Raw genomic sequence first — 25930 nt, 5'->3', positions numbered from 1 at the left:
TAAGGATACTTGTTCAAGTGCCTCTCACTCCGTTTTAATTTTTGTTGTTCGTGCTCTTCGCGTCCCTCGTCCTTCGCCTGGATCCTTGAACCTTGTTCCTTGCGCCTGTCCTTAATACGGTTGCGTCGCCGATTCCTTCATCAGTCCCGTATCCTTTAAACTCTTTTCCATACGGGGCCAGTAGCTCTTCAGATGTTTGTCATAATCCTTGCCAACATAGAGAATCGGGAGCAAATCGAGCTTATCGATTATCACCCTGACTTCCTTGCTCTCCGACGCCTTGACAAAGGCGTTCTCCAGCTTCTTCTCTATATCAGGGGGCAAACCGGCAGGCCCGAGGATGCTGAAAAAAGCATCATTCGCAAAGTCATACCCCAGTTCCTTGAGCGTAGGGATGTCGGGGAACTTGGGATTTCTCCGCGACTCCGCAATTGCGAGAATCCTGACTTCTCCGCTTCGCGCGAACGGGTAAGATTCGGGTCCTACTGACGCAACATCCACATGTCCCCCCATAAGCGCTGTCAGGGCGTCGGCGTTCCCCTTGTACGGCACATGGATCCATTTAATTCCATCCTGAAGCTCCAGGTACGCCATGGCATGGTGCATGCCGGTACCAACGCCTCCTGAACTGTACTTAATTTTATTGGGATTCTTCTTTGCGTACTCGAGTAGTTCCTTCATAGTTTTCCAGGGCGCATCTTTCCTCACCACTATCGTATTGAGCGGCTGCGCATACGCAATGATAGGTGTGAAGTCCTTGAGAGGTTTATACGTCATCTTCTGCAGTTGGGGCACGCGAATGATGCCGCTGTCCGTCGCACCGCACAACGTATACCCGTCGGGTTTCGCGTTGGCGAGCAAGGCCAGCGCAACAGTGCCGCCGCCGCCGGGCTTGTTCTCGACAATCATCGGCTTTCCGAGAATCTTCTCTGCTGCAGCGCAGATTGCACGAGTGCTCATGTCCATGGAGCCGCCCGCGGCATAGGTCACCATCACTGCTATGGGCCGTTCCGGATACTCGGCATTCACTTTTGCCGAAAAGGTGCAAAGCAAGAACAGTATCGCGCATCCACACACAAAGACCAAAACACGCAAATTCTTATTCTTCATAATTCCTCCTTAAGACTTTCTCTGTATTGTCAAAATCCTCCCTGCCGGAAGAACTTTTCCTGAGTCGCGACTTCAAGGACGGATTGGGGTACCCACTAGGCGAGCAAGAACGTTCCGCATGACAATCTGCACGAACGGGCACCCTCCGGGTGGGCGTGCAGATTGAGTGATTGCGAGGCTTCAGTGGGTCAACCGCCCGGAGCGGAGCAGCGAAGGAAATAGTGTTCCGGCAGGTTCTAGTTTTCATAAGACTTTTGACAATACCACTTTCTCCGCGAGGCAGAACATCCATGTATTACTCGCTATTCCCTCCCGATCAAAACTGATTCGGCTCATACGGTGTGAGGTTTACCACTCTTCTCTCTTCGACCAGGTATGTGTCGCCCGTCCAGATAGAAAGCGCTTTCTGCCGATGAACCAGATGCGGATGAATTACTATCACCTGCCCGACCCTGACTGTGCGGTTGTTGGCAGTATTGACGAGCGGTTCCTCCACCACGTCCAGACCAAGAGCGTGACCGAAATGGACACCGAACTCGAAACCCCTTGCATGGATGATCGCACGTATCTCCTCTGCCACTTCCGATATCTTTCTCCCCGGCCGTAACCTCGTGTGAGCTGCCTCCTTGACCTCCATGAGCGTTTTGTACATATCCATCAGGACACCCTTCGGTTTCTGCCAGAAGAGAGTCCTTACCATCTGCGTCCAGTAACCGCCGGGGCCTGAGACTTCCGACGAGAAAAGTACCGGTGTTCTCCCATCCAGACGATGCCTGCTCGGAACATACGGAAAGAAGCCGCCAGGGCTTGACGATATCAGGTAAAACGTCCGCTCCGCGCCGTGCTCACGAAGTGTTTCTTCCACTTTTGCAACCAGTGCCTCCTCAGTAATTCCTTTCTTCATCTCACGCGCCACGACTTGCGGTGAGAGCTGAGCGATTTTGGCTGAAGCACGCACCAGCCTGAGTTCTTCTTTGCTCTTCGGACCCCGCAGATCTTCCATGGGTTGCGTAACGTCAATCAACTCTATGCCGGGACACGCGTTGCGCAATGTCACATAATCCCTTGCAGGCATCAGCTCGTAATTGACGACTCCCCAACGTGCATTCTTTTTTCCCGTGGACGCGATGACATTACCCATCTCCCGGCCAGGTTCTTTCGACAGCAGTATCCGCTCTTCCGGAATCCACGACTCCTTTTTCGCCCAATAGGTCTGCAGCGGGCTGGGAGTGTAGTAGAAAGGCTCCGCAGCGGGCGTGAAGAGCAGTGCATGCGAAAAAATAGGAATAGGGAGATCAGTAAAGAAGCGGACGAATCCTTGCTGGTTAACCTGTGCATTGGAAAAAACCAACAGGCCGGAAAGGTTGTTTGCTCGCATCATTTGGCGGATAAGCTTATAGCGCCTTGCCTTTTCCTTCTGCGACAGGTACATTACCGCCCTCCTTCTATTCAATAACGACAGGTTGTTAAAGAGCCATTCTGGCTCCGTCGCTTTTGCGCTCGGAACGGATTGAGACGAGCTGGAGCACTACCAGAATAGCAAGCAGCGCCGATCCGCCGATAAGAGACCAGTACTTAGGATAGATGAGCGCGAAGCCTCCAATTAGGAAGAGCACCCGCTCCACCCAACCGATGTTGCGAAATAAATATCCGTGGAAGGTAGCCGCCATACAACTCAGACCAACAAACGCGCTAACAATGCGCAGCACGATAACGGGCAAGGACCCCATCAAAAGCAATTCGTTTGCATAGACGTACACGTAGGGAACGAGCCAGGAGGGCAGCGAGTAGAGGAAAGCCAGATTCGTTGTCTTCACCGGATCCGTTTCTGCCACTGCTGCTGCCGCAAATGAGGTAGGTGCCACTGGAGGGCTGATGTTTCCAAGAACACCGAAGAAGAAGACGAAGAGATGAGCGGCCATAGGGTTCACGCCGGCTTTCACCAGAGCGGGTGCCGCAAGCACTGCCAGAATCAGGTAGCACGTAACGGGTGATAACGGAAGACCCAGCACCAATGATGCGAGCATGGTAAGCACGAGCAGTATAAGCATGTTGCCGCCCGCCATGATGATCATTGCGTCCGAGAAACGTAGGCCTAAGCCCGCCATGGCGATGGCACCGGTGATGATACCGGCTGAAGCACAGCATATTGCGACAATCAGGCAGCCCTTTGCCCCACGCTCAACAGCGGCTATAATTTTTTTCCAGTTCATCCTTGTTTCTTTCCTGAACATGCTCGTGGCGAGACACGTGACAATGGCCCAGAAACCGGCCTTTGGAGTAGAAACGCCTGCCCCGGCAATGCAGTAAACAAGGACAACGATCGGAATGAGCATGTAGCCGCGTCCTGCAAGTACGCTCAGGAATCTGGGGAGCTCCGATTTAGGAAAGCCGCGCAACCCGAACTTTGCGGCCTGCAGTTCCACAATCATGTAAACTGATACATAGAAAAGAAGCCCGGGAACTAACGCTGCCTTGCAGACGTCCCAGTATGTACCGCCGATCATCTCCGGGATGATAAAAGCCACGGCGCCCATCACAGGAGGCACGAGCATACCGCCCGTTGAAGCCAAGGCCTCGATGGAGCCCGCTACTACGGGACGGTAGCCCGCTCGCTTCATCAGCGGTATCGTGACGACGCCGACTGCGGTCACATTGGCAATCTGACTTCCGGTAATCATGCCGAAGAGACAACTGCCGAGCACTGCGGCTTTGGCAGGCCCGCCCCGGAATTTGCCGAAAAGTGAGAGGCCAAGATCGATAAAAAAGGTGCCGGCACCCGACATAAGGAGGAACGTGCCGAAGATAATAAAGACCACGATGATAGTGGCTGAAACACCGATCGGCGTTCCCAGGACGCCCTCAGTACTGAAGAGCATGAAGTTGATCACCTGCTCGAAACTGAATCCCATGTGCGCCAGAAAAGAGGGAAGATACGTACCGAACGCCAGATAGGCAAAGCCAACGAAGCAGATAATAACAATCGACCAGCCTATGGTTCGCCTGGTGGCCTCCAGGACCAAAACGATCGCGACGAAACCTACCACCGTATCAAGGATAGTCGGATCTGCCAACCGAAAAATAATGGAACTGTACTCTACAAGCACGTAGAGACCAACACCAGCACTCAGCACTACACAGAACATATCAATGACATTGAGCGGCCGGTTTTCGACGGCCGTGCCCTCAGGTTTACCGGGCGGTGCTTTGATAGGAAAGATGAGGAACATGAGAATAAGCGCAAAACTCAGGTGAACCACTCGTTGCTGAATGGCAGGGAGGGGACGCCACCCCGAGGTGTAGAGATGAAAGAAGCCCATAGCCGCTCCGAAAATAAAGATGAGCGCCCTTCGTGGATTGGTCCTCACGTAGTGAGCTAAGGTGCTTATCTTCAAGTTCTCCATACTACCCCTTCCACTGGACTCAGCCTCCGAACACGAGCAAGTGCCGTTACTTCATTGCGCCGACTTCCTTATAATATTTCTTGGCTCCCTCGTGCATGGGCACCCCGATTCCATCCATCGCGTTTTTCAGGTTAAGATTCTCCGCCACTTTGTGAATCGCCACGAGTTCATTCTTATGCTCGTAAATTGCTTTGACGACTTTGTACACCAGGTCCGGATTTGTCTTTTCGTGAGTGGCCAGAATCGAGCTGAATCCGATCACCGGCACGTCTTGATCTACACCCTTGTATGTTCCCTTCTTGACGCTAACTGGAAAGAAGTAGCGATATTTCTCCGTTATGCTTTTCGCTGCTTCAGGGTTGATAGGTATAATCGTGACGTCCTGCGTCAGTGCCAGTTCATTGTAGGATGCTACGGGAGACGAACCAGCGAGAATGCCCCCATCGATGCTATTGTCTTTGATGCCTTCCACCACCTCATTGTAGCTGAGATATACCACCTTGTAATCTTTTTCTGTCAGGCCATGGGCACCGAAGAGCAGAAGACCGGAAGCGGCTACGCTGGAGCCGGGCGGTCCCACGGCAATCCGCTTTCCCTTCGCATCTGCATACCAGCGGATCCCGGAGTTCTTCCTGACAACGAAATAGAGTTCGATGTTGTGGATAAAGGAAACGCCCCTGAGCTCCGTATATTTTTCCTTGCCTGCAAAAAGGCCAACGCCATTGTACGCGCTCCAGACGCCGTTTCCATCGCAGACGGTGAACGCCGATTGATTCTTCTTGTAGTAATCATGAATACGTCTGAGCATGGTCGTGACACCCGATTCCGCCTGTACCACGTAATCAGTCTCGGGGACGTACTTGCGGGCTATGGTGCTTATCCCCGCCCCCATGATGTACGCGGTTCCCCCTGCACCCGGCGTAACGATCGGAATAAGTTCCTTGGCGCAGACATCGCTGTTTGCAAGGCCGAAGAGAACGCCAATAGTTATCAGGAGACCTGCTGACAAAATACGCTTCATACTGCACCCCCTTTTCATTTGTGCTACTACCAGCTGCGGCCATCGCAGCTGGATTGCCATTGGTCTAGGAAATGCGTCCGAGTTTAATGATTTCTTTTCCCGGCGTCAGATAGCGCCTCCACTTCTCCTCGACCAGTTGAACACCCAGGCCCGGGCCCTCCGGCACCCGCAGCTTTCCGTTCTTGACAACCGGCGTCTTGTCTACGATGTCGCCCTCAAAACCGACAGTGTCCAACTTGCCTGCCATTCCGATAAGGCCGGCCGCATAACCGCCCGGCCATTTCATTCCCTGCGTCGACACGCCGAAATGCGCCTGTCCTGCTACCTCTATGCCAAAACCGAGCTGTTCCGAGGCTATCACGAAGAGGCCTGCAGCCTCAATCATCTTGACTGCTATCTTGCCGGGGTAAAACCCTCCGGACCGGTCGATTTTGAAGTTGAAGAAATCAGCGGCCCCCTGTTGTATGACCCTGGAAACCTCCGGCAGAGTCAGTGCCGATTCGCACGCGCCGATAGGCACATTGACGCATTTCTTTACCAGTGCCAGCCCCTCGAGGTCGTCCCTGCGAACCGGCTGTTCTACGGTGATAGGAACATACTCGGAGACATGCTGGAGCATCCAGATGGCGTCCTTGGGTGCATATGCGCCATTAACATCTATGTTGATGATGATGTCCGCCGGCACCACAGCACGAATCGCCTTTACGCGGTCCACATCCATAATAGGCTCTAATCCCACCTTCATTTTGATGGCTTTGAAGCCCTCATCGGTGATTCTCTTTGCATTCTCGGCCATCTTTTGCGGTGTGTCTATGCCGACGCTGCCGCGCAAAGGTATCTCGTCGGTAAACTTGCCCCCCAGCAACTTGTAGAGCGGGACGTTGAGAGCTTTACCCATGATGTCGTGAAGGGCCCAATCAATGGCAGCCTTGGCAACTGTGTTTCGGTAGACGACCTTCTCCATCTGAAAGTGGATTGGGTCGATGTCAAACGGGTCTTTGCCTTCGAGCACTTTAGGGAAAAGATGATGGGCAATGATACCCATCACCGTCTCCTGGCTCTCACCGCTGTAAAAAGGGCCCAGGGTCGGGCCCTCGCCCAGACCCGTAATACCCTCGTCCGTATGTATTCTGACGACCACGTCATCTTCTCTTTTCCCAACGGTACCGAACGATTCTTCGATGACCGACTTGAAATACATGGTGAGCGGAATAAGCTCAACGCCTGTAATCTTCATGGAATGCTACCTCCTCTAAGGTTTGCCGTGTATGAATATCTTTCATGCGGTCAATACGGGCTGGTCGCGGACTCCTTGATGAGGCCTGTCTCTTTAAGGCTTTTTTCCATCCTGGACCAGTAGTTCTTCAGGTGCGTGTCGTACTCTTTTCCAACATAAAGTACCGGAACCAGGTCTAGCTTATCGATCACGGTCTTAACTTCTTTGCTTTCCGCAGCCTTGATGAACGCACTTTCCACTTTGTTCTGTACGTCAACAGAAAGGCCTGCAGGCCCCATCACTGTGAAAAAAGCGTCGTTCACAAAGTCGTAGCCCAGGTCTCTGAGGGTAGGAATGTCAGGATAGAGAGGGTGGCGCTTTGCCTCGGCGATCGCCAATATTCTTACCTTCCCTGCCCGGACAAAGGGATAGGCTTCAGGTCCAACGGATGCGACTTGCACGTGGTTCCCAAGAAGTGCTGTGACGGCATCCGCGTTACCCTTGTACGGGACATGAATCCACTTTATCCCGGTCTTCACTTCCAGCAGCACCATGGCGTGGTGCATACCGGTCCCCACCCCGCCAGAACTGTACTTGATCTTATTCGGGTTGTTTCGTGCGTACTCGATCAGCTCTTTTAAATTTTTCCACGGCGCATCCTCACGAACGATAATAGGGTTGACGACTTGCGCGTAGGCTACAAGCGGCGTGAAGTCTTTGAGCGGTTTATAGGTGACCTTCTGGAGCTGAGGAGCACGCACTATACCGCTGTCGGTTGCGGATGCTAACGTATAACCGTCCGGCTTCATGTTGGCGAGCAACGCAAGCGCCACGGTTCCCCCGCCACCCGGCTTGTTTTCCACCACGATCGGCTTTCCCAGGACCTTCTCTGCCGCAGCGCAGATTGCCCGTGTACTCATGTCGAGGGACCCGCCGACCGCGTAACTCACGTACATATTGACGGGCCTTTCAGGGTATTCAGCACGGACGCTGCCGGGAGACAGAGAGATGATAAGCGTCAGACACACACCCATTAACAGCCAAACTCTTAGCCTGTTCGTCGTCCTCATACACACCTCGTCTTGTCGGTTATTATCCTACTGTCTGCACCTTTAACGGATGGACACTGGTTAGCACCTGCGCATCCCTTTCCGTTACAAGGAAGGTGTCAGCGAGCCACACCGTGGCTGTCTTGTTCTTCGAGACCAGTTGTGGATGAACGGTGATAACCATGCCCGGTTGCAGCACTGTTTCATCCGCGACGTGAACCATCGGACGCTCCACCACGTCCAATCCAAGGCAGTGGCCGAAGTGCACACCCTGGTCGTAGCCAGCATTGATTATTTCGTTGCGCACCCATGTTGCAACATCAGAGACCTTTCGCCCCGGACGTAGCTGTGACGGTGTTTCGGCGGCAATCCTTATCAGAATGTCGTACATCCGCTCAACCTCATCGCCGGGCTTGCCTCCGACAAAAGACATCCTGACCATTTGCACCCAGTACCCACCCGGGCCGGAAAGCTCGGTATTGAGAATGATCACGTCCCCTTTCTCGATTGGCCGTTCAGATGGCGCGTAAGGGAAGAGGTTTCCCGGTTTCGAGGAGAATAGATGGAAAATATCTTCAGCGCCACCGATCGCGAGCTCACGATCGATCTCCGCCACAACCTGCCTCTCGGTCATCCCGGTTTTAAGGATTCGCGCCATGACCTCGAATGAAAGGTCGGCAAGCGCCGCGGCCTTCTTAACCAATTCCTGTTCACCTGCAGACTTGATCATTCTCAGCTCTTCGACAATCGAACTTGCGTCAACAAACGAAGCTTCGGGAAAATTCCTTGTCAGGAAAAGATAGGTGTTGGCCGGCATGATCCGGTCATTGATAAGCCCGAAGCGTGCCTTTGACAAACCCATGTCGTTGAGCTGGCTGGCCAGCGTCTCATTAAGCCCCGGCACCTGATTTTCAATGTGACTGATCCAGGAAAGGAGACCTGCCCAATACTTCTGCACCGGGCTCGGCACCAAAAGCCTCGGCTCACCCTTGATCGGGAAAATCACTACAAGGTTATAGAGAATGCTCCTGTAGTTGGTGAAGTACTTTACAAACCCTTTCTGATTGATCTGAGAATCGCAGATCACGACGAGGGCGTCCAATCCCTCGGCCGCCATCTTTTCTCTGACAAGCGCGTACCGCCTGTCTCGTTCTGTCAGGTCAAGTGTCATTTCTCCCTCACTTCACGCAATTATGTTTCCATTCACACGATTTTATCTTCACACTGCTGACTGCTTACTCCTGACCGATCTACTCCACCACGATCGTGTGCACGTCAGACGGTGCGTACCGCTTGAGCATCTCATGGTTGAGTTCAACGCCCAAGCCCGGCCCTTTCGGCGGATACAAATAGCCCTTCTCGACCTTGCCGCTTATTTCTTTGGTGACGTCTGTGGTGATATCCTTTGTTTCAGTCCCTCCGTAAAGATAAAAGATCAGACTGAGCTCATCCAGGATTTTCTCTCTCTTCACGCGCGATACAGCAAAGTGAGCACCTGCTGCATGCTCAATGCCGTTACCCAAGACGCAGACTGCATAATCAAGGGCCGCAGCATCGACGAGGTTCGTGTAGATAACGGATTTCCTGATGCCTCCAATCCTTCCCATGAGTGTATGGAAGATATCGGCTCCATCCTCTTTAATCATGTCATAGGCATCGCCGACGGACTCCGCACTCGCATCAGCCGCAAGGGGAACTTTCGTGTGGCTCTTTATGTACTTGAAGCCGGCTATGTCTGGCGTTGTCACCGGCTGCTCCGCGTAGTGAAGATCGTACTCGTCCAGAGCCTCAATCACACGCAGGGCGTCGTGGGCATTATAGTGGCACACGGTTCCTCTCAGGCTGGCCATATCCACTGCAATCTGGACGTCGGGCCCGACAGCCTCGCGAACAGCCTTGAATCTCTTCACTGCGAGTTTCAGGTCGCCGCCCACGTGCATTTTGATGCTGTGAAATCCGGCAGCGAGAAACTCGGTCGCCATCCTGGCCTGGACCTCGGGTTCGTCCATCATCAGAATTATCTCGAGAGGTATCTTCTCGCGGCTGAGGCCGCCGAGCAATTGGTAAACGGGAACGTTCAATATCTTGCCCTTGAGATCGTAGAGCGCATAATCTATGTGCGCCTTTACTCTCCAGCCGCCGGGGAGCAAAACGTCCAGTCGGCTGAGGATGGCTTCTGTGTTGAGCGGATCTTGCCCCAGTAGAAAACCTGAGGCGATGCTTTTCATCTGTGCCATCGCGCTTTCGCGAGTCAGGCCGATCTTACCCATGCCGATGGCGCTCCCGACACCGTCGATTCCCTCGTCTGTCATTATCCTGAAGATGATCTGACTGCCTGATGTTACCGCTCCGTAGGAAACGCGGAAGGGTATCTTGTAAGGAATGTCTACCGGGATTATCTCGACTCGACTGATTTTCATCTCTTATCTCCTTTCTGGGGTAGTGGCGAAGCGATGGGATGTGAACAGCATTGACGCTTTATCACAATGCTGGGCACAGGTATATTCATCGGCGAACGTCTCTCATTGCTGTTATCCGCGTTCATCTGCGATAAAATTTTGTTCTTATCGTTTCTCCAACGTCTCAATTGCCAGATCCAGTATCTTTTCCGAGCACGGGCACACATCGGAACAGGCGCCGCACCTCGTGCACATTTCCAGAGCGGGCCCGGCGTAGGGCTCCACGGCAGCCTGGCTCTTGGGATCGAGCGACATCTGTGCAAGCCAGAGCATCCCCAAAGGTCCTGCAAATTTCTCCGGCATCATGCCGAATACAGGGCACGCAGACTGGCACATCAGACATTCGAAGCAGCGTGTAAGCTGGACATAGCGATCAGCAGTCTCAGGCGTGACCGATTGCCATCGCCGGCTTGTATCCAACTTTCGCGCAAGTTCCGGCAGAATCTTGAATATCTGCTCGAATGCCTTTCGCCGGTCAATGACAAGGTCTTTGATCACAGGAAGCTGCGGCAAGGGGTCGATCTTCATTTCCGGTTCTATCTTCTTATCACACGCAAGGCAGGGTATCCCATTGACGGTGACTGCGCATTCACCGCACTTTACGACTCCGCACGCGAACCTGAAACTCAAAGACGGCTGAGAATTGCGATATATCCGTATCAGTATATCCAGCACTGTCTCCAGGGGTTCCGCTTCGAGTAAGTAGGTCTCGTATCTTTCCTTTGCACCGGATTCAGGATCGAACCGGTATATATCGCACTTCACGTTCATCCCGTCAGTTTTCCTTCCTCCCGCGCTATCTTACTCTTTCTCTGGCTTCAACAACTGCATCGCCGCTTCTGCCCTTCATGACCACCACATTTCTCAACCACTTATTGTCATCCTGCAGCGGAAAATCCGAACGATAATGCCCTCCGCGACTCTCCTCGCGCAGCAGTGCGGAGCGCACCATAAGAAGCGCGGTCGCTATCATGAAAGGAACTTCGATGGCCTCCATTCTGTCCCGGTTATACGTGCGGCTTTGATCTCTGACCGCCATCTGTTCGGATGCAGTTCTCCGGATGCTCTCCAGCTGAGCAACAGCCTCTTTCATCTCCGCCTCTTCCCGTACCGGACCGAGCTTATCCCAGACCAGTGACTGAATTGCATCCTTCAATTCAAACGGCCTGGCACTGCCTCTGCCGTGAGCAACCCCTTCTTCCAATCGGTCGATCTCCCGCTCAACATCCGGGCGATCAAACGGTATCAGGTCTCCGCCTCTGGCGTCGAGAGCCGCTATTTTTCCGACAAGCGGACCAAAGACAAATATTTCCGTTAAGGCAGTACCGCTGAGGCGGTTCGCACCGTGCATGCCGCCCGAGACTTCGCCGACGGCAAAGAGGCCTGGAATAGTTGTCTTGCACTCTTCGTCTATCCTGACGCCGCCCATGAAAAAATGCTGGCTCGGAATCGCCTCGAACGGTTCCTGCCATTCGGCCACTTTCTCCCCGTATACTTCTCTAAACATCGCGTAAATGTGCGGAACGGACGTTTTAAATCTCTGCAAAATATTCGGGTCATGATCTCGAGGATCGACGATGATTGCACCATTCTTTGTGCCCCGACCCTGCTTAATTTCCATGAAATTTGCGCGAGCAGCTATATCCCTCGTTGTAAACTCCAGCCTCTCCGGATCGTAGTTCGCCATGTATCTCTCGCCCAGCCCATTGTAGAGTTTGACCCCGGAACCGAAGTGCGAGCACACGGCGAGCATCTTCCCTTTTCTTGTGGGCGGGTAGGGAAAATTGATCGGAAAAAACTGCACCATCTCCATATCGATAAGCTCAGCCCCCACATCAAATGCCATTGCGTAACCGTCGCCTGTCAATATTGCAGAGTTAGTAGTGAGCTTATAGAGAGCACCTAAACCCCCTGTGGCGAGGATCACCGATTTTGCGCTGAATGCGACGTAGTCGCCGGTGACAAGGCTGAATGCGAGCGCTCCGACAACCCGGCCATCTTTAACCAGCAGCCTTGCAACAATCATTTCGGTGAAGAGCCGGATATCATTTCTCATGAGCGCTCTTCCCAGCGCGTGGCAGAAGCCGAGTGCTTCACGCCTGTCGAGCATTCCTCGCGGATATGCGTGACCCTCCCCCTGCTTGATCGTGCGCAGGGTGTTCGCATCTTTTCGATCCAGAAGATACCCGTACTTCTCTAGATTCAGTACTGCGGGCACACCTCCATCAGCGACTATTCGCACGAGCCGTGGATTGTTCAGACCCCCGCCTGTCTTCAGGATATCTGCGAGAAATGTATCAGGACTATCCTTCTCAGTGTAGGGAGCGCTCGTTCCACCTGCCGACATAATGGTTGCGCCACCGACTAAAGAGGACTCCTTGGTAATCAAGGCGACGGTCGCACCCGATTCCCGGGCCGCCAATGCTGCCAGCGCTGCAGCACCACCGCCTCCCAGAATGACCACGTCCGCACTGTGTGTCGTAAATGTCCTTCTGCTGCTCACGATATTTTGGCGGAATAGTCACTCTCTTCGCGGTACCCCAACGCGAGCGACAACTCCTTCCCCACTTTCATCAACTTGGGCGCGTACTCTCTTTTCAGGTTTTCCATAGAAACATCCTCGGGTTCGCCAACGAGGTTCACCGCACAAACCACTCCCGTGGAAGAGAAAACCGGCACTGCTATGGCGATAATCCCCCGCTGATGTTCCTGATCGCTTGTGGCGAAACCATCCCTCCTCACACTATCAATTATCTTCTTCAGACTTTCTCTATCACCGTTGAACTCAGGGGAGGCTTTAAGTTCTTTGAGGACGTCCCCCAGTTTTTGTTGATCAAGGTGAGCCAGGACGGCTCTCCCCACCGCTGTGCTCCACAGCGGAATCCTGTTGCCGACGCCGACATTGTAAACCCTGATGCCGGGAACCCTGACCCTTTCCACATACACCATCTCGTTCCTGTCGAAGACGGCCAGGTTCACGGTCTTGTTGCATTCTCTCGAAAGCTTTTCAAGGCAGGGTCTCGCAATCTCGCGCAGCTCCATGCTCTGCAGTACCGAAAAGCCGAGCGAGAGTACCCGCGTCCCGAGATAGTAGCGTTTGGACTGCTCTTCATACCTGAGATAGTTCATCTGTGAGAGAGTCTTCACTACCCTGTGAAGACTCGATTTTGGAATCTCGATGAGCCTTGAGAGTTCGGCCAGGGTGAAGTTATCCTTATGGGGACTGAAACATTCCAGGACAAGCAAGCCTCTCACGAGAGAATTGGCCTGCATTCGTTCCGTACCAGATCCGCTCCTGGCTGTAGGATTCCTGCCGCCCTCTCTGCGATAGATCTTCTTCATTTCATTGGATTCCTTCTTGCTTAACCTGAACTTCAATTATGCACCATCACCTTTCCATAGCGCGATATGCAGAATGTTGGTCAATGGAGAAACCGGATCGATATTTCATTCCATATTTGGAACGATGTTCAGTATATGACATTACCCACTTTTTTATTGTACGGAGATGTCTTTGTCAAGAAAAAATTTGCGAGCAAGCCAACCAAGCCAACGAAACGGCACCACAACGGGCCGAAAAGAGCTGAATGCAGGCTGATATCGTTACTTTAAGAAAGCCCTGGATGCCAGATATATCGCAAGGGTGATGCCGCTCACGGAAAGATAGAGCGTCGATGTGTTTGCAAAGGCAAGGAGTGATGTAGCCAGAAAGGGCCCCACTGCCATGCCCACAAACCTGGCCGCGTTGATAAAACCAATGACATTGCCTTTCGGCTCGGCTGCAAATACGGATATGGTGAGTGGAATAATCGCGGCGACCATACCCAACTCCAGCATGACAACAAGGGTGAATGACCTTATCTCTTGTACAACTATGAGGACAAGAGGAAGTGCGACTCCGCACACGAGCAAGAAGTTGATCATTTTTCTTGCGCCCGTACGACGGGACAGGAAGCTCCACAGGTAGGTACCTATCATCGACGTGCACGTATACAGCATGACCACCAGACCCGCCATTTTGAGCCCGGTGGTTTTATCCAATCCGAATTTCTGAAAAATGAGCGGGAAAACAGTAGGCAAGTAGACGAGGTGGATGGTTGCCACCAGGCACAAGGCCCAGCCCGTCATGGTGCGGCTATCGAGCGAGGACCGCATTGAGGATTTCATCTCTGCGGGCAATGGCTTCAGACTCGTCACAAAAAAGTAGCAAAATAGCGAGGCTGCAAATAACATTAATGAGGCACTCACAAACGCCCATTGATACCCGAACAACCCCACTGCGAAGCTCCCGGCAGGCGGACCAAGAAGCTGGCCCAGCGTGAGCGAGGACTGGAACACCCCGAAATGAAAGGCTCTGTTCTTCGGGGATGATGAAATTGAAACAATAATGAGACCTGCGGTAGAAACTCCTCCGAAGCCTCCCTGCAGGATCCTGAGGATCAACAGAACGTGCAGGTTCGGAAAGAAACCCATCAGCAACATCAACACGCCTTGAGGAAGCACGCCGGCGAGATAGAGCCACTTCGGGCTGAACTTATGGCTGAGAGAGCCCCAGCCCGGAGCCGTAAACGCCAGACAGAGGCCCGTAGAACCCATGATGGCTCCCAGCCACAGCAGCGTGTCCCTTGTGGAGTAAGGGCTTATTGCCGAGACATAGAAGGGCAGGAACACGTAAACGAAATTGAAGCCCACCGCTGTTCCAAACTGTGAAAAGGAAATGAATATGACATTGCGGAAATGGGTCTTCCTTTCTTCCTCTCCTGCCATCAGCGGTTCGTCCTGCATTCTTCTACTTCTTCTCCTGTGTTGTTCTTTTGCGCGGGCACTGCTATGATTGAAAAGGCAGCTTGATAATAACGCGCTCCGAAAGAAGTGATCAAGGAGAAACTGCACTATGATCAGAAAGGCCCTGATTCTCAAGATCCACGATGCAGCCAGCATGCAGCGCTGGAATGACAAGATCCGCCCCGTGGAATTGCGTGAACTGGATAAACAGGCCCATAAGATGGTCATTTCCTTTATCCTCGGCAAGTTTGAAGAAGATAACCCGGAGTTCAACTGGATAGAGATCATTGAAGGGGGCCTCTTCGAATTTCTGCAGCGCATCATCGTGACAGATCTCAAGCCCCAGATCTTTCACCGCATCCGGGAAGATCAGAGCAAGTACGAACAGTTAAACAGGTGGGTCTTCGAGCAGCTTGCCCCCATCATGCTGCCGCTGGGAGAGGACATCTGCGCGAGATTTCAATCCTACTTTGCAGATGCTCACGAAAACGTGAATAAGAGGATTTTGAGCGCCGCTCACTTTTATGCCACAAAATGGGAGTTCGACATTATCGAGCGGGCAAACCCGCGCGGGTATGAGATCGAGGGGATCCGCAAATCGCTCGAGGGCAAGCAGGAAAAGTATTATGACCTCAAGGGATCCCAGCAGCTTGCCCTTTATACGAGGCTCCAGAATTTTGCGGATCTGTGCGGACAGCTGCGTTTCCAGCTCAGGTGGAGCCATCTCCGGAGAGTGCCTGAAACCTCCGTGCTGGGCCATATGCTCATCGTCGCTATACTGTCATATCTTCTCTCGCTCGAAATCAAGGCATGCCCCCAGCGGTGCTACAACAACTACTTCACGGGGCTCTTTCATGACCTCCCTGAGGTGCTGACGCGCGACATTGTCCACCCGGTAAAGAAATCGGTCGGCGGACTGGACAGCCTCATCAAAGAATACGAGAAGGAACGCATGGAAGAAGAGGTCTACAGTCTGATACAGGAAGAGTGGCACAGAGAGATGAGGATGTTCACCGAGATCGAATTCAAGAGCGTGGTGACACTTGAAAACAGACTGCAGGAGACAACGAGTGACGAGATAAGTGCCCGATACAACGAGGACCGGTACAACCCTCGCGACGGCGAACTGGTCCAGGCAGTTGACCATCTCGCCGCCTTTTGTGAAGCATACCTGGCGCTCGTCAATGGGGTAAAGGCTCAGGATTTCGAAAAGACAAAAACTGGATTAAGACAGGACTACCTGGGTAAAACCATCGCCGGCCTCCGCTTCGGCGAGATCTATTCCGACTTCGATTAGCACCAAAAACTCAGAATCATTTTCGCCACAGATAAGAGCGGATAAAGGCAACTGATGATAACTGCGGATAGTTTATCTCTTGACCGCCTGTGTGACATAACGCCACAGCCGGTCAACCCCGATCCGCTGCGCGGAGCGCAACACTCTCGCGAGGTGAATTAGTATGGTCAGAATTGGCGCTGTGTCATAAAGCTAGAGACTGCCCGTCATAATAAATGAGATTAATAAGGTCTGACTGCTAATTTCGGGTTGAATTTCGATGGATATCGAGGCGCTCCGAGCTGACACGAGCGAAGGCGTACTGGAGTACGTCGAGCGAGATGCCGGCGAAGGGCAACGAAGATAGGCGCGAAATTCAACCCGAAATTACGCGGTGCGGAGCAGGCGTTTATCGCCGCTGCGTATCGTCAGCCTTGTTTCGTCAAAGTACTCAAGCAGCGGAATCATATACTTTCTGGAAACACCCGTCATATTCTTGAAATCAGAAGGCATCATCTCCTTGTGCTTCTCCAGATGATCAATTACCTTCTTTTTCAGCGATTCAATCACGTCCGCATCAAAGTACATGTCACCCTTGATCCTTGCCACTTTGCCTTCGTGCGCAAGTTTTCCGAGCATGTCGCGAAGATTGGATTCCTTCAGATTCAGATCGGCTGCCAATTCGCCCAAGATCGGAGGAGTCAGCCCAGACCTCTGAAGTTTTTTCAGGATCTGTTCCTCTCCCTGTTGGACTGACTTGTCAGCCGTCCGGGTTACCCCCTTCAAGAGCACCTTGTCCTTCTCCAGCTCCAGCTGACCCGCTTTGCTGAGCTCCTCAAGGGCAACCTGGAATACGTGAGATTCAACCTTGGGCAGCCTGGTCCGAAGTTCTTCTTTTGAGATGCCGACCTTGAGAGGGTTCTTCGCGTAAAAGTCCGCAAGGAGAGCTTGCAGCCTGGTTTTGTAATCTGAGAAATACGTCGAGTGGACGAGCGTTCTACCGATCAGGCTTGCCTTCCGGTTCTGGGCCAATTCGGCAATCGCTTTTTCAATGGCCTTTTCCTCGGTCCCCAGCAGCACGGCCAGTGTCTCTTTGCGTATACCTTCGTAAGCTCCCTTCAGAATATGGTACTCGCCCCGTTCGACGAGACTGCTTTCGCGGAGCAGAGCGTGAGTCCTTTCAAGCTCGCCTGTCTTTCTAGCGTGTCTCCTGGGCATGATGTCAAGAACAGTGCCTCCGCCGAGCGTCTGCACGCTATACGATCCCCGCAGGATGAATCGGTCTCCTGGCAGCAAAACTACCGGTTCCATGAATATGAACTGCGCGAATACCTCCTCTCCGGGCTCTATACTCTTTCGGTCGAGAAGGATAAGCCGGGCTTCCACTTGTGTCGTCGCGACATGGAAACGAAGAATGCTCCCGTTCTTTATACCTTTGAACGGGAGCTTGAGATAGCGGAATGTTGCGTCAATGCGACTGGTCAGCATCAGGCTTTCCGGCCTGCCGATGAGCGTTCCCCGCTCAATCTCCTGCTTCTCCACCCCCTGTAAGTTAAGCGCCACCCGCTGCCCGGCAGATGCCTCGCTCGCATCTTCATGGTAGGCCTGCAGGTTTCTTATTCTCGCCCTTCTTCCCGTCGGGTAGATTTCTACCTCCTCACCCACATGCACCTGGCCGGATATACAGGTGCCGGTGATGATGGTGCCGAAACCCTTGATCGTAAAGACCCGGTCAACAGGCAATCTGAAGATGCCGGCTTTGGAGCGCTCCTGGATTTCATCAGCTACTTTTCGGATCTGTTCTTTGAGGAGGTCGATGTTTTCACCCGTGGTCGATGAAACAGCTACGATCGGCGCGCCTTCGAGAAATCGACCTTTGACGAGATCGGTTATCTCCTCCTTGACCAGCTCCACCATGTCAGGCTCCACGAGGTCTTTTTTGGTGATGGCGACAATGCCTCTCTTGATGCCCAGCAGTTCACAGATATCGAGATGCTCCCTCGTCTGCGGCATCACCGATTCATCGGCCGCGACTACAAAGAGTACCATGTCGATACCCCACGCGCCCGCTACCATGTGCTTGACAAAGCGCTCGTGCCCTGGGACATCGACAATGCCTGCGAGGAGATCATCCCCGAAACGGTAGTGGGCAAACCCGAGTTCGATGGTTATGCCCCGTTCTTTTTCTTCTTTGAGCCTGTCACAGTCAATGCCGGTGAGTGCTTTGACCAGCGCTGTTTTCCCGTGGTCTATGTGGCCTGCGGTGCCGATAACAATCTGCTTCATGGAGGATATAGTATACTGGTTAGCCGGCAAGCTAGCAAGCTAAGGGGTTCACAGGCTGGCAAGCCTGAAAGCTGACTAGCTGACTAGCTTCTTGGCTTGCTAGCCGACTAGCTGTCCAGCCTTCTATTTGATTGAAAGCAGCTCCACTTCGTAAATGAGTGTGGCGTTTGGACCTATCGCCGGGGGCGCTCCCTGTTCGCCGTAAGCAAGCTGGGGCGGTATGAAGAGCTGCCATTTTGAGCCGACCCTCATCATTGGCAAAGCCTCAACCCATCCCTTTATCATCTTATTCACCTGGAACGTAAATGGTTGTCCTCTGCGATACGAGCTGTCAAACTCGGTGCCATCGATAAAGGTACCACGATAATTCACCGTAGCAGTATCCGTCACTCTGGGGGCGGCACCAGTGCCCTCCCTGAGCACCTTGTATTGCAAACCGTCAGACAAGGTTTTCACTCCTTCCTTCCGCATGTTCTGGGCGAGAAACGCCTCACCTTCTTTTTTGTTCTTCTCCGCATCCTGCTTCATCATCTCGTTGCCCCTTGCAGAGATCGTTCTGCTGATATTGCCGATTGTTTCCGACATCTGCTGGTCGTTGAGAAGAAGCTGCCTGCCTGAATAGGCATCCCGGAAGCCCCTCGCCACAAGGTCGGGATCAACATCCACGCCGAAATGGCGCATATCGGCGCCTGTCTGCGCGCCTATCGCATAGCTCGTCTTTTCCTTTTCCGTCCTCAGCATTTGCTCGTCAGCGCCGCAGGCAATCCCGGCCAGCAGCAGGGTCGTCATAACTACGAGGGCACCTGTGCACAATTTCATGAGGGAACCTCCTTTTGCCATTTCTATTTTCGTCATACTCTAACGCCGACGCGGCTGAAAAACAATGGCCATAAAAGCAGAAGTTACCACAACGATGTGAGCGCTTCTCGCCACACCATGCCATAAATGTCGAAATGATAAATACTTGTTCGACAGTAATGTCGCTACAGCCGGAATCCGTGCGACTCCCGCATCGGCTGCTCATGTCCCAAACAGGCGAAATTTAAGAGAATGACAGACAGAACTCACCTGCAACCAGGGCAGTGCATCTGGCATGGTTTGTGCTGATGGTTGTCGATGGGTATCAAGGGTTTTCTTGCGGGATAGTGCTGTTGACATGCACATCCCTGGGGTTTATCCTTTGAAGAGAAGGAACGATAACCAGATGAAGCTTAATGCTTGTGTTTTATCGGCGATTTTTTTGTCGATTCTGCTTTTTTCAGGAGTGGCTAACGCTGCCGGTGGTGGACACGGCGGGGGAGGTCATGCCGGTGGCTATTCCGGAGGCGGATACCACGGGGGATATTCCGGTGGTTCGTATCGTGGAGGCGCCTATTACGGGGGAGCCTACCACGGAGGCTATTACGGCGGCGGCCACTACGGGTACCGGGGGTATGGCTGGTATGGCGGCTATTATCGCCCTTACGGATGGTATGGCTACCGCCCCTGGGGTTATTATGGCTGGTATGGCGGCGGACCGTGGTGGGGATACTATGGCTGGTACGGCTATCCCTGGTGGGGATGGGGTTACCCCTACTACGGCTATCCCTACTATTCCTATCCGTACTCTTATCCTTACGCCTATCCGTACTCGGCGTATCCGGATAATCAACTTCCCGCCCCGAGCGAACCACAGCCGACCTATTGGTACTACTGTCAGAACCCTCAAGGTTATTACCCTTACGTCGGCAGTTGCCCGGGTGGATGGCAGCAAGTGATCCCTACACCGCCTCCACAATCGGGAAAGGAGGATACAACACGATGAACTGGAAACGAGGTTTGCTGCTTATCTGTTCTCTCGCAATGCTCTCAGGATGCGCTACCATGCCCACAGGTCCGACCGTCGCAGTGCTTCCGGGTCCGGGAAAACCCTTCGAGGTATTCATGGCGGATGACGCCGTGTGCCGCCAGTGGGCCCAGCAGTCCATCGGCGGAGCATCACCCAGCGAAACCGCTAACAAGAATACGGCCACAGGAGCAATAGTGGGAACAGCTGTCGGGGCTGCGATGGGGTTAGCCATTGGCGCCGCCACAGGAGGCAACTCGGCCGCCGCGGGTGCTGGCGCTGCCATCGGCGGTGGAGCGGGTCTCCTCGGCGGAACCGCCATGGGCAGTAACGCCGGCGCGAACTCTGAGTACCAACTCCAGAGGCGATACGATATTGCGTATCAGCAATGCATGTATGCCAAGGGTAATCAGATTCCCGGTTCTGCACCCGCGAGACGAACCTACGCAGCACCCCCACCGCCACCGCCAACGGAATATCACAGTCAGTCTCAAGGGGGTACATGGGTAGTCGTTCCCGGTCAATACGTAAATGGTAAATGGGTACCCGAACATAAGGTACAGGTGCAGGCAGGCACAGGTCCCGCTCCTAGTCCACCGCCGCCGGCTCAACCCGGTCCGTATGCTCCATCATCTTCTCCTTGATAACAGAGCCGGCGTTTTGCCGGTGTAGATTGACAATGAGGAGCAGAGGCGCCATTCCCGCCTTTGCTCCATCTTTCCATCACCAAGCAGAATGTCAGCAGCAAGAAGAACGTTATTTTTTGCATGTCACCGCCTGCCTTAAAAAAAAGGGTGCAAATAGGGACTGAAGGCTGCTATACTTATTCGAAGCCGACGAGTCCAATGCCCCGTCTTCTGGTTTCCTCTCTCATTGGTTAAGATAATGGACTTTCCGGGCTGCACGGTTTATAACAACAGCCTGAAAACCGGTTTTGCTGGAGGACGACAGAGCATGGCAATGACAGGCAAGAAAGTTTTGCTGGTTTATCCAGAGCATCCCGACACATTCTGGTCGTACAAATACGCGCTGAGGTTCATCTCAAAAAAGGCCAGCTCACCGCCGCTCGGCTTACTCACGGTAGCAGGTTTGCTCCCGCGCAACTGGGAAACAAGACTTATCGATATGCAGACAAGACTCCTGGAGGACAAAGACCTGCGCTGGGCAGATTATGTCTTTATCAGCGCAATGTGTATTCAGAAAGAGTCGGTTCAGCAGGTCATCTCCCGGTGTAAGGCCCTTGGAGTTAAGACTGTTGCGGGCGGGCCTCTCTTTACGGCAATGCCTGAGGATTTTCCCGACGTCGATCACCTCGTCCTCAATGAGGCCGAGATAACCCTTCCATTGTTCCTGGAAGACCTTGAAAAAGGCTCACCCCGGCGCACCTACACATCGGGCGACTGGGCTGACATCGAAAAGACGCCGATACCGCGCTGGGAGCTGGTCAACCTCAAGAACTATGCTTCCATGAACGTGCAGTATTCTCGCGGCTGCCCCTTCAACTGTGAGTTCTGTAACATTACGGTGCTGTATGGTCAGAAACCGAGAACCAAAGGTACGGATCAGATTATCGCGGAATTAGATCGTCTCTACGAGACCGGCTGGAGGGGGAGCGTCTTTTTTGTTGATGACAACTTTATCGGGAACAAAGCAAAGCTGAAGAAGGATGTACTGCCTGCCATGTGCGCGTGGATGAAAGAAAAGGGCTATCCCTTTGCGTTTGCAACGGAAGCCTCGATCAATCTCGCGGATGACCAGCAGCTGATGCGGCTCATGGTGCGCGCAGGGTTTGACACCGTCTTTGTCGGTATAGAAACGCCACACGAAGCCAGTCTCGCCGAGTGCAATAAGTTCCAGAACAAGAACCGCAATCTCATGGCATGCGTAAAAACCATACAGAAATCGGGGTTGCAGGTGCAGGCAGGGTTTATTCTCGGCTTCGACAATGATCCGCCATCGATTTTTGACCGGCTCACCAAGTTCATCCAGGAGAGCGGCATCGTCACTGCAATGGTGGGCTTGCTCAATGCGCCGCGCGGGACAAAGTTGTACGACAGACTTGTGAAGGAGGGTCGTCTGCTTCATGATATTTCAGGCGATCATATGGATCTCTCGATGAATTTCGTTCCTAAGATGAACCGTGAACTGCTTGTCAATGGATACCAGAAGATCCTCGATACGATCTATTCTCCGAAATGCTATTATGCGCGCATCAGGGGATTCCTTGCTGACTACGCGCCCTCTCAGGAGAAGCTGTTCCATTTTCGTCTGAGTCACGTCGTCGCTTTCGTGAGATCTGTATTTGTCCTCGGGATAGCCGAAAAGGAGCGCTATCAGTACTGGAAACTTCTCATCTGGTCACTCTTCAGACGTCCCCGTCTCATGCCCCTTGCTATCGGCCTGGCGATCTGCGGTTTTCATTTCAGGAAAGTCAGTTGTGACAATATCGGCTTCCTGAATTGATGCAGGTCCCCCACAGCCCCTGAGAGGAGCAATGCTATGCTGAGCGATCCCTCAAAACACCGCACATTCAAAGCACTCGTGGACTACTATGCCAAAGAGTATTCTGCCGGCCAGATTGCCAACCAATTGTGCGATGTGATGGATGGGTTTGTCACGCCCGCCCACACCGAAGCGGCTCAGTGGACCATAGATGCCGTGAGAAACATGGCTGAGGACAGGTCATTCTGGAAGCAGGATTGTCTCAAGGTCTTCAACGACATCCGTTCCGCCGCGGCCTCCTATTTCCAAAGGCAGAACGTAGACTCTTCGGACGAAATCCTCTTTGATATTGTGCAGGCTGTTGTGCTGAACTTTGCAGTCAAACCTCTCGAAAAGTGATACCAGTTCGGATTCAAGCGTATACTTTCGTTGTCGCTGCGTCGCTTTTCCTCGACGTACTAGAGTACGCCTCCGGCAAGCTCCTCGCTGCCGCCTCGGTCTCCATCTTGAATCCGAACTGGTATGACGTCTCGGTGTGAACACGATTTACACGCGACATTCATTCATTCGGACCTTGAAAAAGGCAGCGGTGGCATATATACTGCAATACAAATAGAGGATACAGCTATACATTATAGGGGGTGTGATGACGCATAAATCTTTGGTCGTTCCCGTTGTCATGATCATCATCGCTCTTCTTTATTCCGGAGCGCTTGCAGCCGACGAGATTTCCGCGCGCTCGTACCTGCTGGTAGAAAAGGAAAGCATGGCCGTACTTGCGGGAAAGAATTATCACGAAGAACTCCCTCCCGCGAGCACGACAAAGGTGATGACCACAATACTCGCCCTCGAAAGGCTGGACGGCTCAACCCCGATTACCGCGACAGCGAGTGTGCGCAGGATACCAGCTTCGAAGCTGAACCTTTCGCCGGGAAAATCCTACACCGCCGCAGATCTCATCAGTGGTACGATGGTTGAATCGGCGAATGATGCGGCCTATACTCTGGGTCTTGCTATTGCGGGAAGCGAAGAAGATTTCGCAACCATGATGAATGAGAAGGCGCGCGAGATAGGCGCAATAAACACCCACTTCAAAAACGCGTCCGGTCTTTATGTCCCGGGACATTACAGCACCTGCTGGGACCTGGCGCTCATCTTTAGATACGCCTTAGGCAACGAGCAGTTCCGGGAGATTATTTCCCAGAAGTATTTCTTCTTCAAAGCGGGAAGGCAGGATATACGTTACGCCAACCACAACCGGCTTCTCTTCTGTTTCGAGCCATCGGTCGGCGGAAAGACGGGTTTTACACGGGTATCAAAACATTGCTACGTAGGAGCTTTCGAAAAGGATGGTCATATTTACATCCTTGCACTTCTGGGAAGCAAAAACCTCTGGGGTGATGCGGTCCAAATTCTGGCGCAGCTTTATGAAAAGGTTCCCACAAGGACGGAGTTGACACTGGCCAGAGCGTCAGCGATCACGCTTTCTTCATACAAGGTTCCTGCAGACAACCCTGCTCCGGCCAAGAAATCGGCCAGGAAGAAGACAAAACGAACCAAACACCACCGCATGGCAAAGAATAACCGATGACATTTAAAGCCTTCACGGCCGCAGTCCTGCTTGTCTGTTTCCCCCTTACCACGTTTTCTCTGACGCTTACAGAAGAGGCAAAACAAGGTAAAGAGATCCACATGGAAGTGTTGAGGATGTTCAGACTCAACACTGACCCTTACGTCTGTCTTTACATGGCAGAGATTGCAAAACGGCTGGAACCAAATGCTGGGGTTCCCTTTCCTGTCAGAATGACGGTAGTTGAGTCAACGGTTCCCAACGCGTTCGCAACTATGGGCGGGTACACGTATGTCACCACTGGTCTCATCGAAATGGCTGACAGGGAAGAAGAGGTGGCAGGCGTGCTGTCTCACGAGCTCGCCCACGTGGGAAGGCGGCATGTCGCCAAAAGGATGGAAAAAGAAAAGCCTCTGAGTTGGGCAACCCTTGCCGGGGTCCTGCTGGGGACGCTGGGAGCGATGGTCCCCGGTGCAGGTGCTCTTGGCCCGGCCCTGATGACCGGCACCATGGCAGCCGCTCAAACAGTCTCTCTCAAGTATTCCCGGGAAGACGAGGACGAGGCAGACAGGTACGGCCTGGAAACGGCGGAAGCGTCAGGTTACAGCGGTCACGGCCTTTCAGATTTCCTGAAAAAAATTCGCGCCACGGAGTCAGAAAGAAGCATTCCTCAATATCTCCTCACTCACCCGTACTCTGACGTTCGAGCATCGAGAATTGAAAGCAGGATTCACCTGCCCAAGACCAAGGTGAATACAGATTTTTTCCCTTACGTCCAGGCAAGGCTGAAAATCCTGAATAAACCTCTCGGCCCGGCCATAGAGGATACGTGGATGGGAAGGTACCAGAGAGACCCCAAAGATCCGGTTGCTGCGTACGGAGTGGCCCTTCTCTACACGCTGAAGGGCAACAATGCAAAAGCCGAAGAGCTGATTCAAGGCATGAACTCCCCCTACAGAAAACTTTTTCTCGGTGAGATCTATGTCAGAACCCAGAGATTCAAAGAAGCAATTGACGTGCTGCGCGATCAGACAGACCCCATCGCCACGTATTTTCTCGCATCGGCACTCGAAGGAAACGGTGATCTCGAAGGCGCAGCGGAGGCATTGAAAAGCCTATTCCCTTACAAAGAAAATCTCCCCTCCATTTATCAGAAGTACGCTATGGTTGTCGGGCGATTAGGCTACGAAGCCATCGGTTACGAGTATTTGGGCAGGTACTACCTTGAAATTGGCAGGATGCCCGCAGCCCGGATCAATTTCGAAAAAGCCGCTGCGAAATACGGGCGCAACACCCAGGAAGCGAAGGAAGTGGAAATCCTTCTCGAGGAAACTATGGAAAAGAAACCTGACGGGAAGGATGGAAAATCAAAGGACGATCCTCAGAACAAAGGGAAAAAGCAATAGCATTCCTGGAGTAATTCCTGGCGGACAATCTTCAGACAATAATCAAAAAATAATAGTTGTCACTCGCCGGCTCCTGTTGGT

Annotated in this window: 21 protein-coding genes; 7 read left to right on the top strand and 14 right to left on the bottom strand. The window is 52.9% G+C overall.

Features of this window, described 5'->3' with window-relative positions; all coding sequences use genetic code 11:
• Window positions 1-111 precede the first annotated feature (111 nt).
• The 12 genes from VMT71_12495 to VMT71_12440 form a co-directional block, all read right to left on the bottom strand.
• Window positions 112-1110, bottom strand: a complete 999-nt coding sequence (locus VMT71_12495; protein ID HVN24785.1) for a tripartite tricarboxylate transporter substrate binding protein — start codon at window positions 1108-1110, stop codon at window positions 112-114.
• Between the two features lie 316 nt (window positions 1111-1426).
• A complete protein-coding gene (locus VMT71_12490; protein HVN24784.1) occupies window positions 1427-2542 on the bottom strand; it encodes a M24 family metallopeptidase in 1116 nt (371 codons plus the stop codon).
• 34 nt (window positions 2543-2576) lie between these two features.
• The gene (locus VMT71_12485) at window positions 2577-4514 is read right to left on the bottom strand and encodes a TRAP transporter permease (protein ID HVN24783.1); all 1938 of its coding nucleotides are present in this window, start codon (window positions 4512-4514) and stop codon (window positions 2577-2579) included.
• A 46-nt stretch (window positions 4515-4560) separates the two neighbouring features.
• A complete protein-coding gene (locus tag VMT71_12480) occupies window positions 4561-5535 on the bottom strand; it encodes a TAXI family TRAP transporter solute-binding subunit (GenBank protein ID HVN24782.1) in 975 nt (324 codons plus the stop codon).
• A 64-nt stretch (window positions 5536-5599) separates the two neighbouring features.
• A complete protein-coding gene (locus tag VMT71_12475; protein HVN24781.1) occupies window positions 5600-6772 on the bottom strand; it encodes a mandelate racemase/muconate lactonizing enzyme family protein in 1173 nt (390 codons plus the stop codon).
• A gap of 50 nt (window positions 6773-6822) precedes the next feature.
• A complete protein-coding gene (locus tag VMT71_12470; protein HVN24780.1) occupies window positions 6823-7785 on the bottom strand; it encodes a tripartite tricarboxylate transporter substrate binding protein in 963 nt (320 codons plus the stop codon).
• Window positions 7786-7843: 58 nt separating this feature from the next.
• A complete protein-coding gene (locus VMT71_12465; protein ID HVN24779.1) occupies window positions 7844-8971 on the bottom strand; it encodes a Xaa-Pro peptidase family protein in 1128 nt (375 codons plus the stop codon).
• A 79-nt stretch (window positions 8972-9050) separates the two neighbouring features.
• Window positions 9051-10220, bottom strand: a complete 1170-nt coding sequence (locus tag VMT71_12460) for a mandelate racemase/muconate lactonizing enzyme family protein (GenBank protein HVN24778.1) — start codon at window positions 10218-10220, stop codon at window positions 9051-9053.
• 144 nt (window positions 10221-10364) lie between these two features.
• Entirely contained in the window at window positions 10365-11030 is a 666-nt protein-coding gene (locus tag VMT71_12455; protein ID HVN24777.1) for a 2Fe-2S iron-sulfur cluster-binding protein, read from the bottom strand.
• 25 nt (window positions 11031-11055) lie between these two features.
• Window positions 11056-12762 carry an FAD-binding protein gene (locus VMT71_12450; GenBank protein ID HVN24776.1) on the bottom strand — a complete coding sequence of 569 codons (1707 nt, stop codon included), beginning with the start codon at window positions 12760-12762 and terminating at the stop codon, window positions 11056-11058.
• Window positions 12759-13601: an IclR family transcriptional regulator gene (locus VMT71_12445; GenBank protein HVN24775.1), complete on the bottom strand. Its 843-nt coding sequence runs from the start codon at window positions 13599-13601 to the stop codon at window positions 12759-12761. The genes VMT71_12450 and VMT71_12445 overlap by 4 nt, the downstream gene beginning before the upstream one ends.
• Window positions 13602-13862: 261 nt before the next feature.
• Window positions 13863-15044, bottom strand: a complete 1182-nt coding sequence (locus VMT71_12440; GenBank protein ID HVN24774.1) for an MFS transporter — start codon at window positions 15042-15044, stop codon at window positions 13863-13865.
• A gap of 109 nt (window positions 15045-15153) precedes the next feature.
• Between VMT71_12440 and VMT71_12435 the strand changes: the two genes are divergently transcribed.
• Entirely contained in the window at window positions 15154-16341 is a 1188-nt protein-coding gene (locus VMT71_12435; GenBank protein HVN24773.1) for an HD domain-containing protein, read from the top strand.
• 366 nt (window positions 16342-16707) lie between these two features.
• On the opposite strand, the gene selB is transcribed toward VMT71_12435, so the two are convergent.
• Both selB and VMT71_12425 read right to left on the bottom strand, forming a co-directional pair.
• Window positions 16708-18606 carry a selenocysteine-specific translation elongation factor gene (gene selB, locus VMT71_12430; protein ID HVN24772.1) on the bottom strand — a complete coding sequence of 633 codons (1899 nt, stop codon included), beginning with the start codon at window positions 18604-18606 and terminating at the stop codon, window positions 16708-16710.
• A 123-nt stretch (window positions 18607-18729) separates the two neighbouring features.
• Window positions 18730-19425, bottom strand: coding sequence for an FKBP-type peptidyl-prolyl cis-trans isomerase (locus VMT71_12425; GenBank protein HVN24771.1), 696 nt, complete (start codon window positions 19423-19425; stop codon window positions 18730-18732).
• 385 nt (window positions 19426-19810) lie between these two features.
• Here VMT71_12425 and VMT71_12420 point away from each other — a divergent pair, with 385 nt between their 5' ends.
• The 6 genes from VMT71_12420 to VMT71_12395 all read left to right on the top strand — a co-directional run bounded on the left by VMT71_12420 (window position 19811) and on the right by VMT71_12395 (window position 25849).
• A complete protein-coding gene (locus VMT71_12420) occupies window positions 19811-20410 on the top strand; it encodes a hypothetical protein (GenBank protein ID HVN24770.1) in 600 nt (199 codons plus the stop codon).
• Complete coding sequence (locus VMT71_12415; protein ID HVN24769.1) at window positions 20407-21075, top strand: hypothetical protein; 669 nt, start codon at window positions 20407-20409, stop codon at window positions 21073-21075. The genes VMT71_12420 and VMT71_12415 overlap by 4 nt, the downstream gene beginning before the upstream one ends.
• Before the next feature lie 310 nt (window positions 21076-21385).
• Window positions 21386-22894 (top strand): B12-binding domain-containing radical SAM protein, encoded by a 1509-nt coding sequence (locus VMT71_12410; GenBank protein HVN24768.1) that lies wholly within the window; start codon window positions 21386-21388, stop codon window positions 22892-22894.
• Window positions 22895-22930: 36 nt separating this feature from the next.
• Window positions 22931-23272, top strand: coding sequence for a hypothetical protein (locus VMT71_12405; GenBank protein HVN24767.1), 342 nt, complete (start codon window positions 22931-22933; stop codon window positions 23270-23272).
• A 247-nt stretch (window positions 23273-23519) separates the two neighbouring features.
• A complete protein-coding gene (locus VMT71_12400) occupies window positions 23520-24464 on the top strand; it encodes a D-alanyl-D-alanine carboxypeptidase family protein (GenBank protein ID HVN24766.1) in 945 nt (314 codons plus the stop codon).
• Window positions 24461-25849, top strand: a complete 1389-nt coding sequence (locus tag VMT71_12395) for a M48 family metalloprotease (GenBank protein HVN24765.1) — start codon at window positions 24461-24463, stop codon at window positions 25847-25849. Before VMT71_12400 ends, VMT71_12395 begins: the two co-directional genes overlap by 4 nt.
• Window positions 25850-25930 lie beyond the last annotated feature (81 nt).

This window comes from Syntrophorhabdales bacterium, from assembly GCA_035541455.1.
GTDB lineage: Bacteria > Desulfobacterota > Syntrophorhabdia > Syntrophorhabdales > WCHB1-27 > JADGQN01.
This window is presented reverse-complemented; position numbering and strand designations above follow the sequence as displayed.

What these genes read in the sequence shown, in the direction of transcription:
- VMT71_12420 (HVN24770.1), top strand. Translation starts at nt 19,811, where the DNA reads ATGAAGCTTAATGCTTGTGTTTTATCGGCGATTTTTTTGTCGATTCTG.
- VMT71_12445 (HVN24775.1), bottom strand. Translation starts at nt 13,601, where the DNA reads ATGAAGAAGATCTATCGCAGAGAGGGCGGCAGGAATCCTACAGCCAGG.
- VMT71_12470 (HVN24780.1), bottom strand. Translation starts at nt 7,785, where the DNA reads ATGGGTGTGTGTCTGACGCTTATCATCTCTCTGTCTCCCGGCAGCGTC.
- VMT71_12485 (HVN24783.1), bottom strand. Translation starts at nt 4,514, where the DNA reads ATGGAGAACTTGAAGATAAGCACCTTAGCTCACTACGTGAGGACCAAT.
- VMT71_12455 (HVN24777.1), bottom strand. Translation starts at nt 11,030, where the DNA reads ATGAACGTGAAGTGCGATATATACCGGTTCGATCCTGAATCCGGTGCA.
- VMT71_12460 (HVN24778.1), bottom strand. Translation starts at nt 10,220, where the DNA reads ATGAAAATCAGTCGAGTCGAGATAATCCCGGTAGACATTCCTTACAAG.
- VMT71_12480 (HVN24782.1), bottom strand. Translation starts at nt 5,535, where the DNA reads ATGAAGCGTATTTTGTCAGCAGGTCTCCTGATAACTATTGGCGTTCTC.
- VMT71_12440 (HVN24774.1), bottom strand. Translation starts at nt 15,044, where the DNA reads ATGCAGGACGAACCGCTGATGGCAGGAGAGGAAGAAAGGAAGACCCAT.
- VMT71_12435 (HVN24773.1), top strand. Translation starts at nt 15,154, where the DNA reads ATGATCAGAAAGGCCCTGATTCTCAAGATCCACGATGCAGCCAGCATG.
- VMT71_12410 (HVN24768.1), top strand. Translation starts at nt 21,386, where the DNA reads ATGGCAATGACAGGCAAGAAAGTTTTGCTGGTTTATCCAGAGCATCCC.
- VMT71_12490 (HVN24784.1), bottom strand. Translation starts at nt 2,542, where the DNA reads ATGTACCTGTCGCAGAAGGAAAAGGCAAGGCGCTATAAGCTTATCCGC.
- VMT71_12415 (HVN24769.1), top strand. Translation starts at nt 20,407, where the DNA reads ATGAACTGGAAACGAGGTTTGCTGCTTATCTGTTCTCTCGCAATGCTC.
- selB (HVN24772.1), bottom strand. Translation starts at nt 18,606, where the DNA reads ATGAAGCAGATTGTTATCGGCACCGCAGGCCACATAGACCACGGGAAA.
- VMT71_12395 (HVN24765.1), top strand. Translation starts at nt 24,461, where the DNA reads ATGACATTTAAAGCCTTCACGGCCGCAGTCCTGCTTGTCTGTTTCCCC.
- VMT71_12425 (HVN24771.1), bottom strand. Translation starts at nt 19,425, where the DNA reads ATGAAATTGTGCACAGGTGCCCTCGTAGTTATGACGACCCTGCTGCTG.
- VMT71_12405 (HVN24767.1), top strand. Translation starts at nt 22,931, where the DNA reads ATGCTGAGCGATCCCTCAAAACACCGCACATTCAAAGCACTCGTGGAC.
- VMT71_12475 (HVN24781.1), bottom strand. Translation starts at nt 6,772, where the DNA reads ATGAAGATTACAGGCGTTGAGCTTATTCCGCTCACCATGTATTTCAAG.
- VMT71_12400 (HVN24766.1), top strand. Translation starts at nt 23,520, where the DNA reads ATGACGCATAAATCTTTGGTCGTTCCCGTTGTCATGATCATCATCGCT.
- VMT71_12465 (HVN24779.1), bottom strand. Translation starts at nt 8,971, where the DNA reads ATGACACTTGACCTGACAGAACGAGACAGGCGGTACGCGCTTGTCAGA.
- VMT71_12495 (HVN24785.1), bottom strand. Translation starts at nt 1,110, where the DNA reads ATGAAGAATAAGAATTTGCGTGTTTTGGTCTTTGTGTGTGGATGCGCG.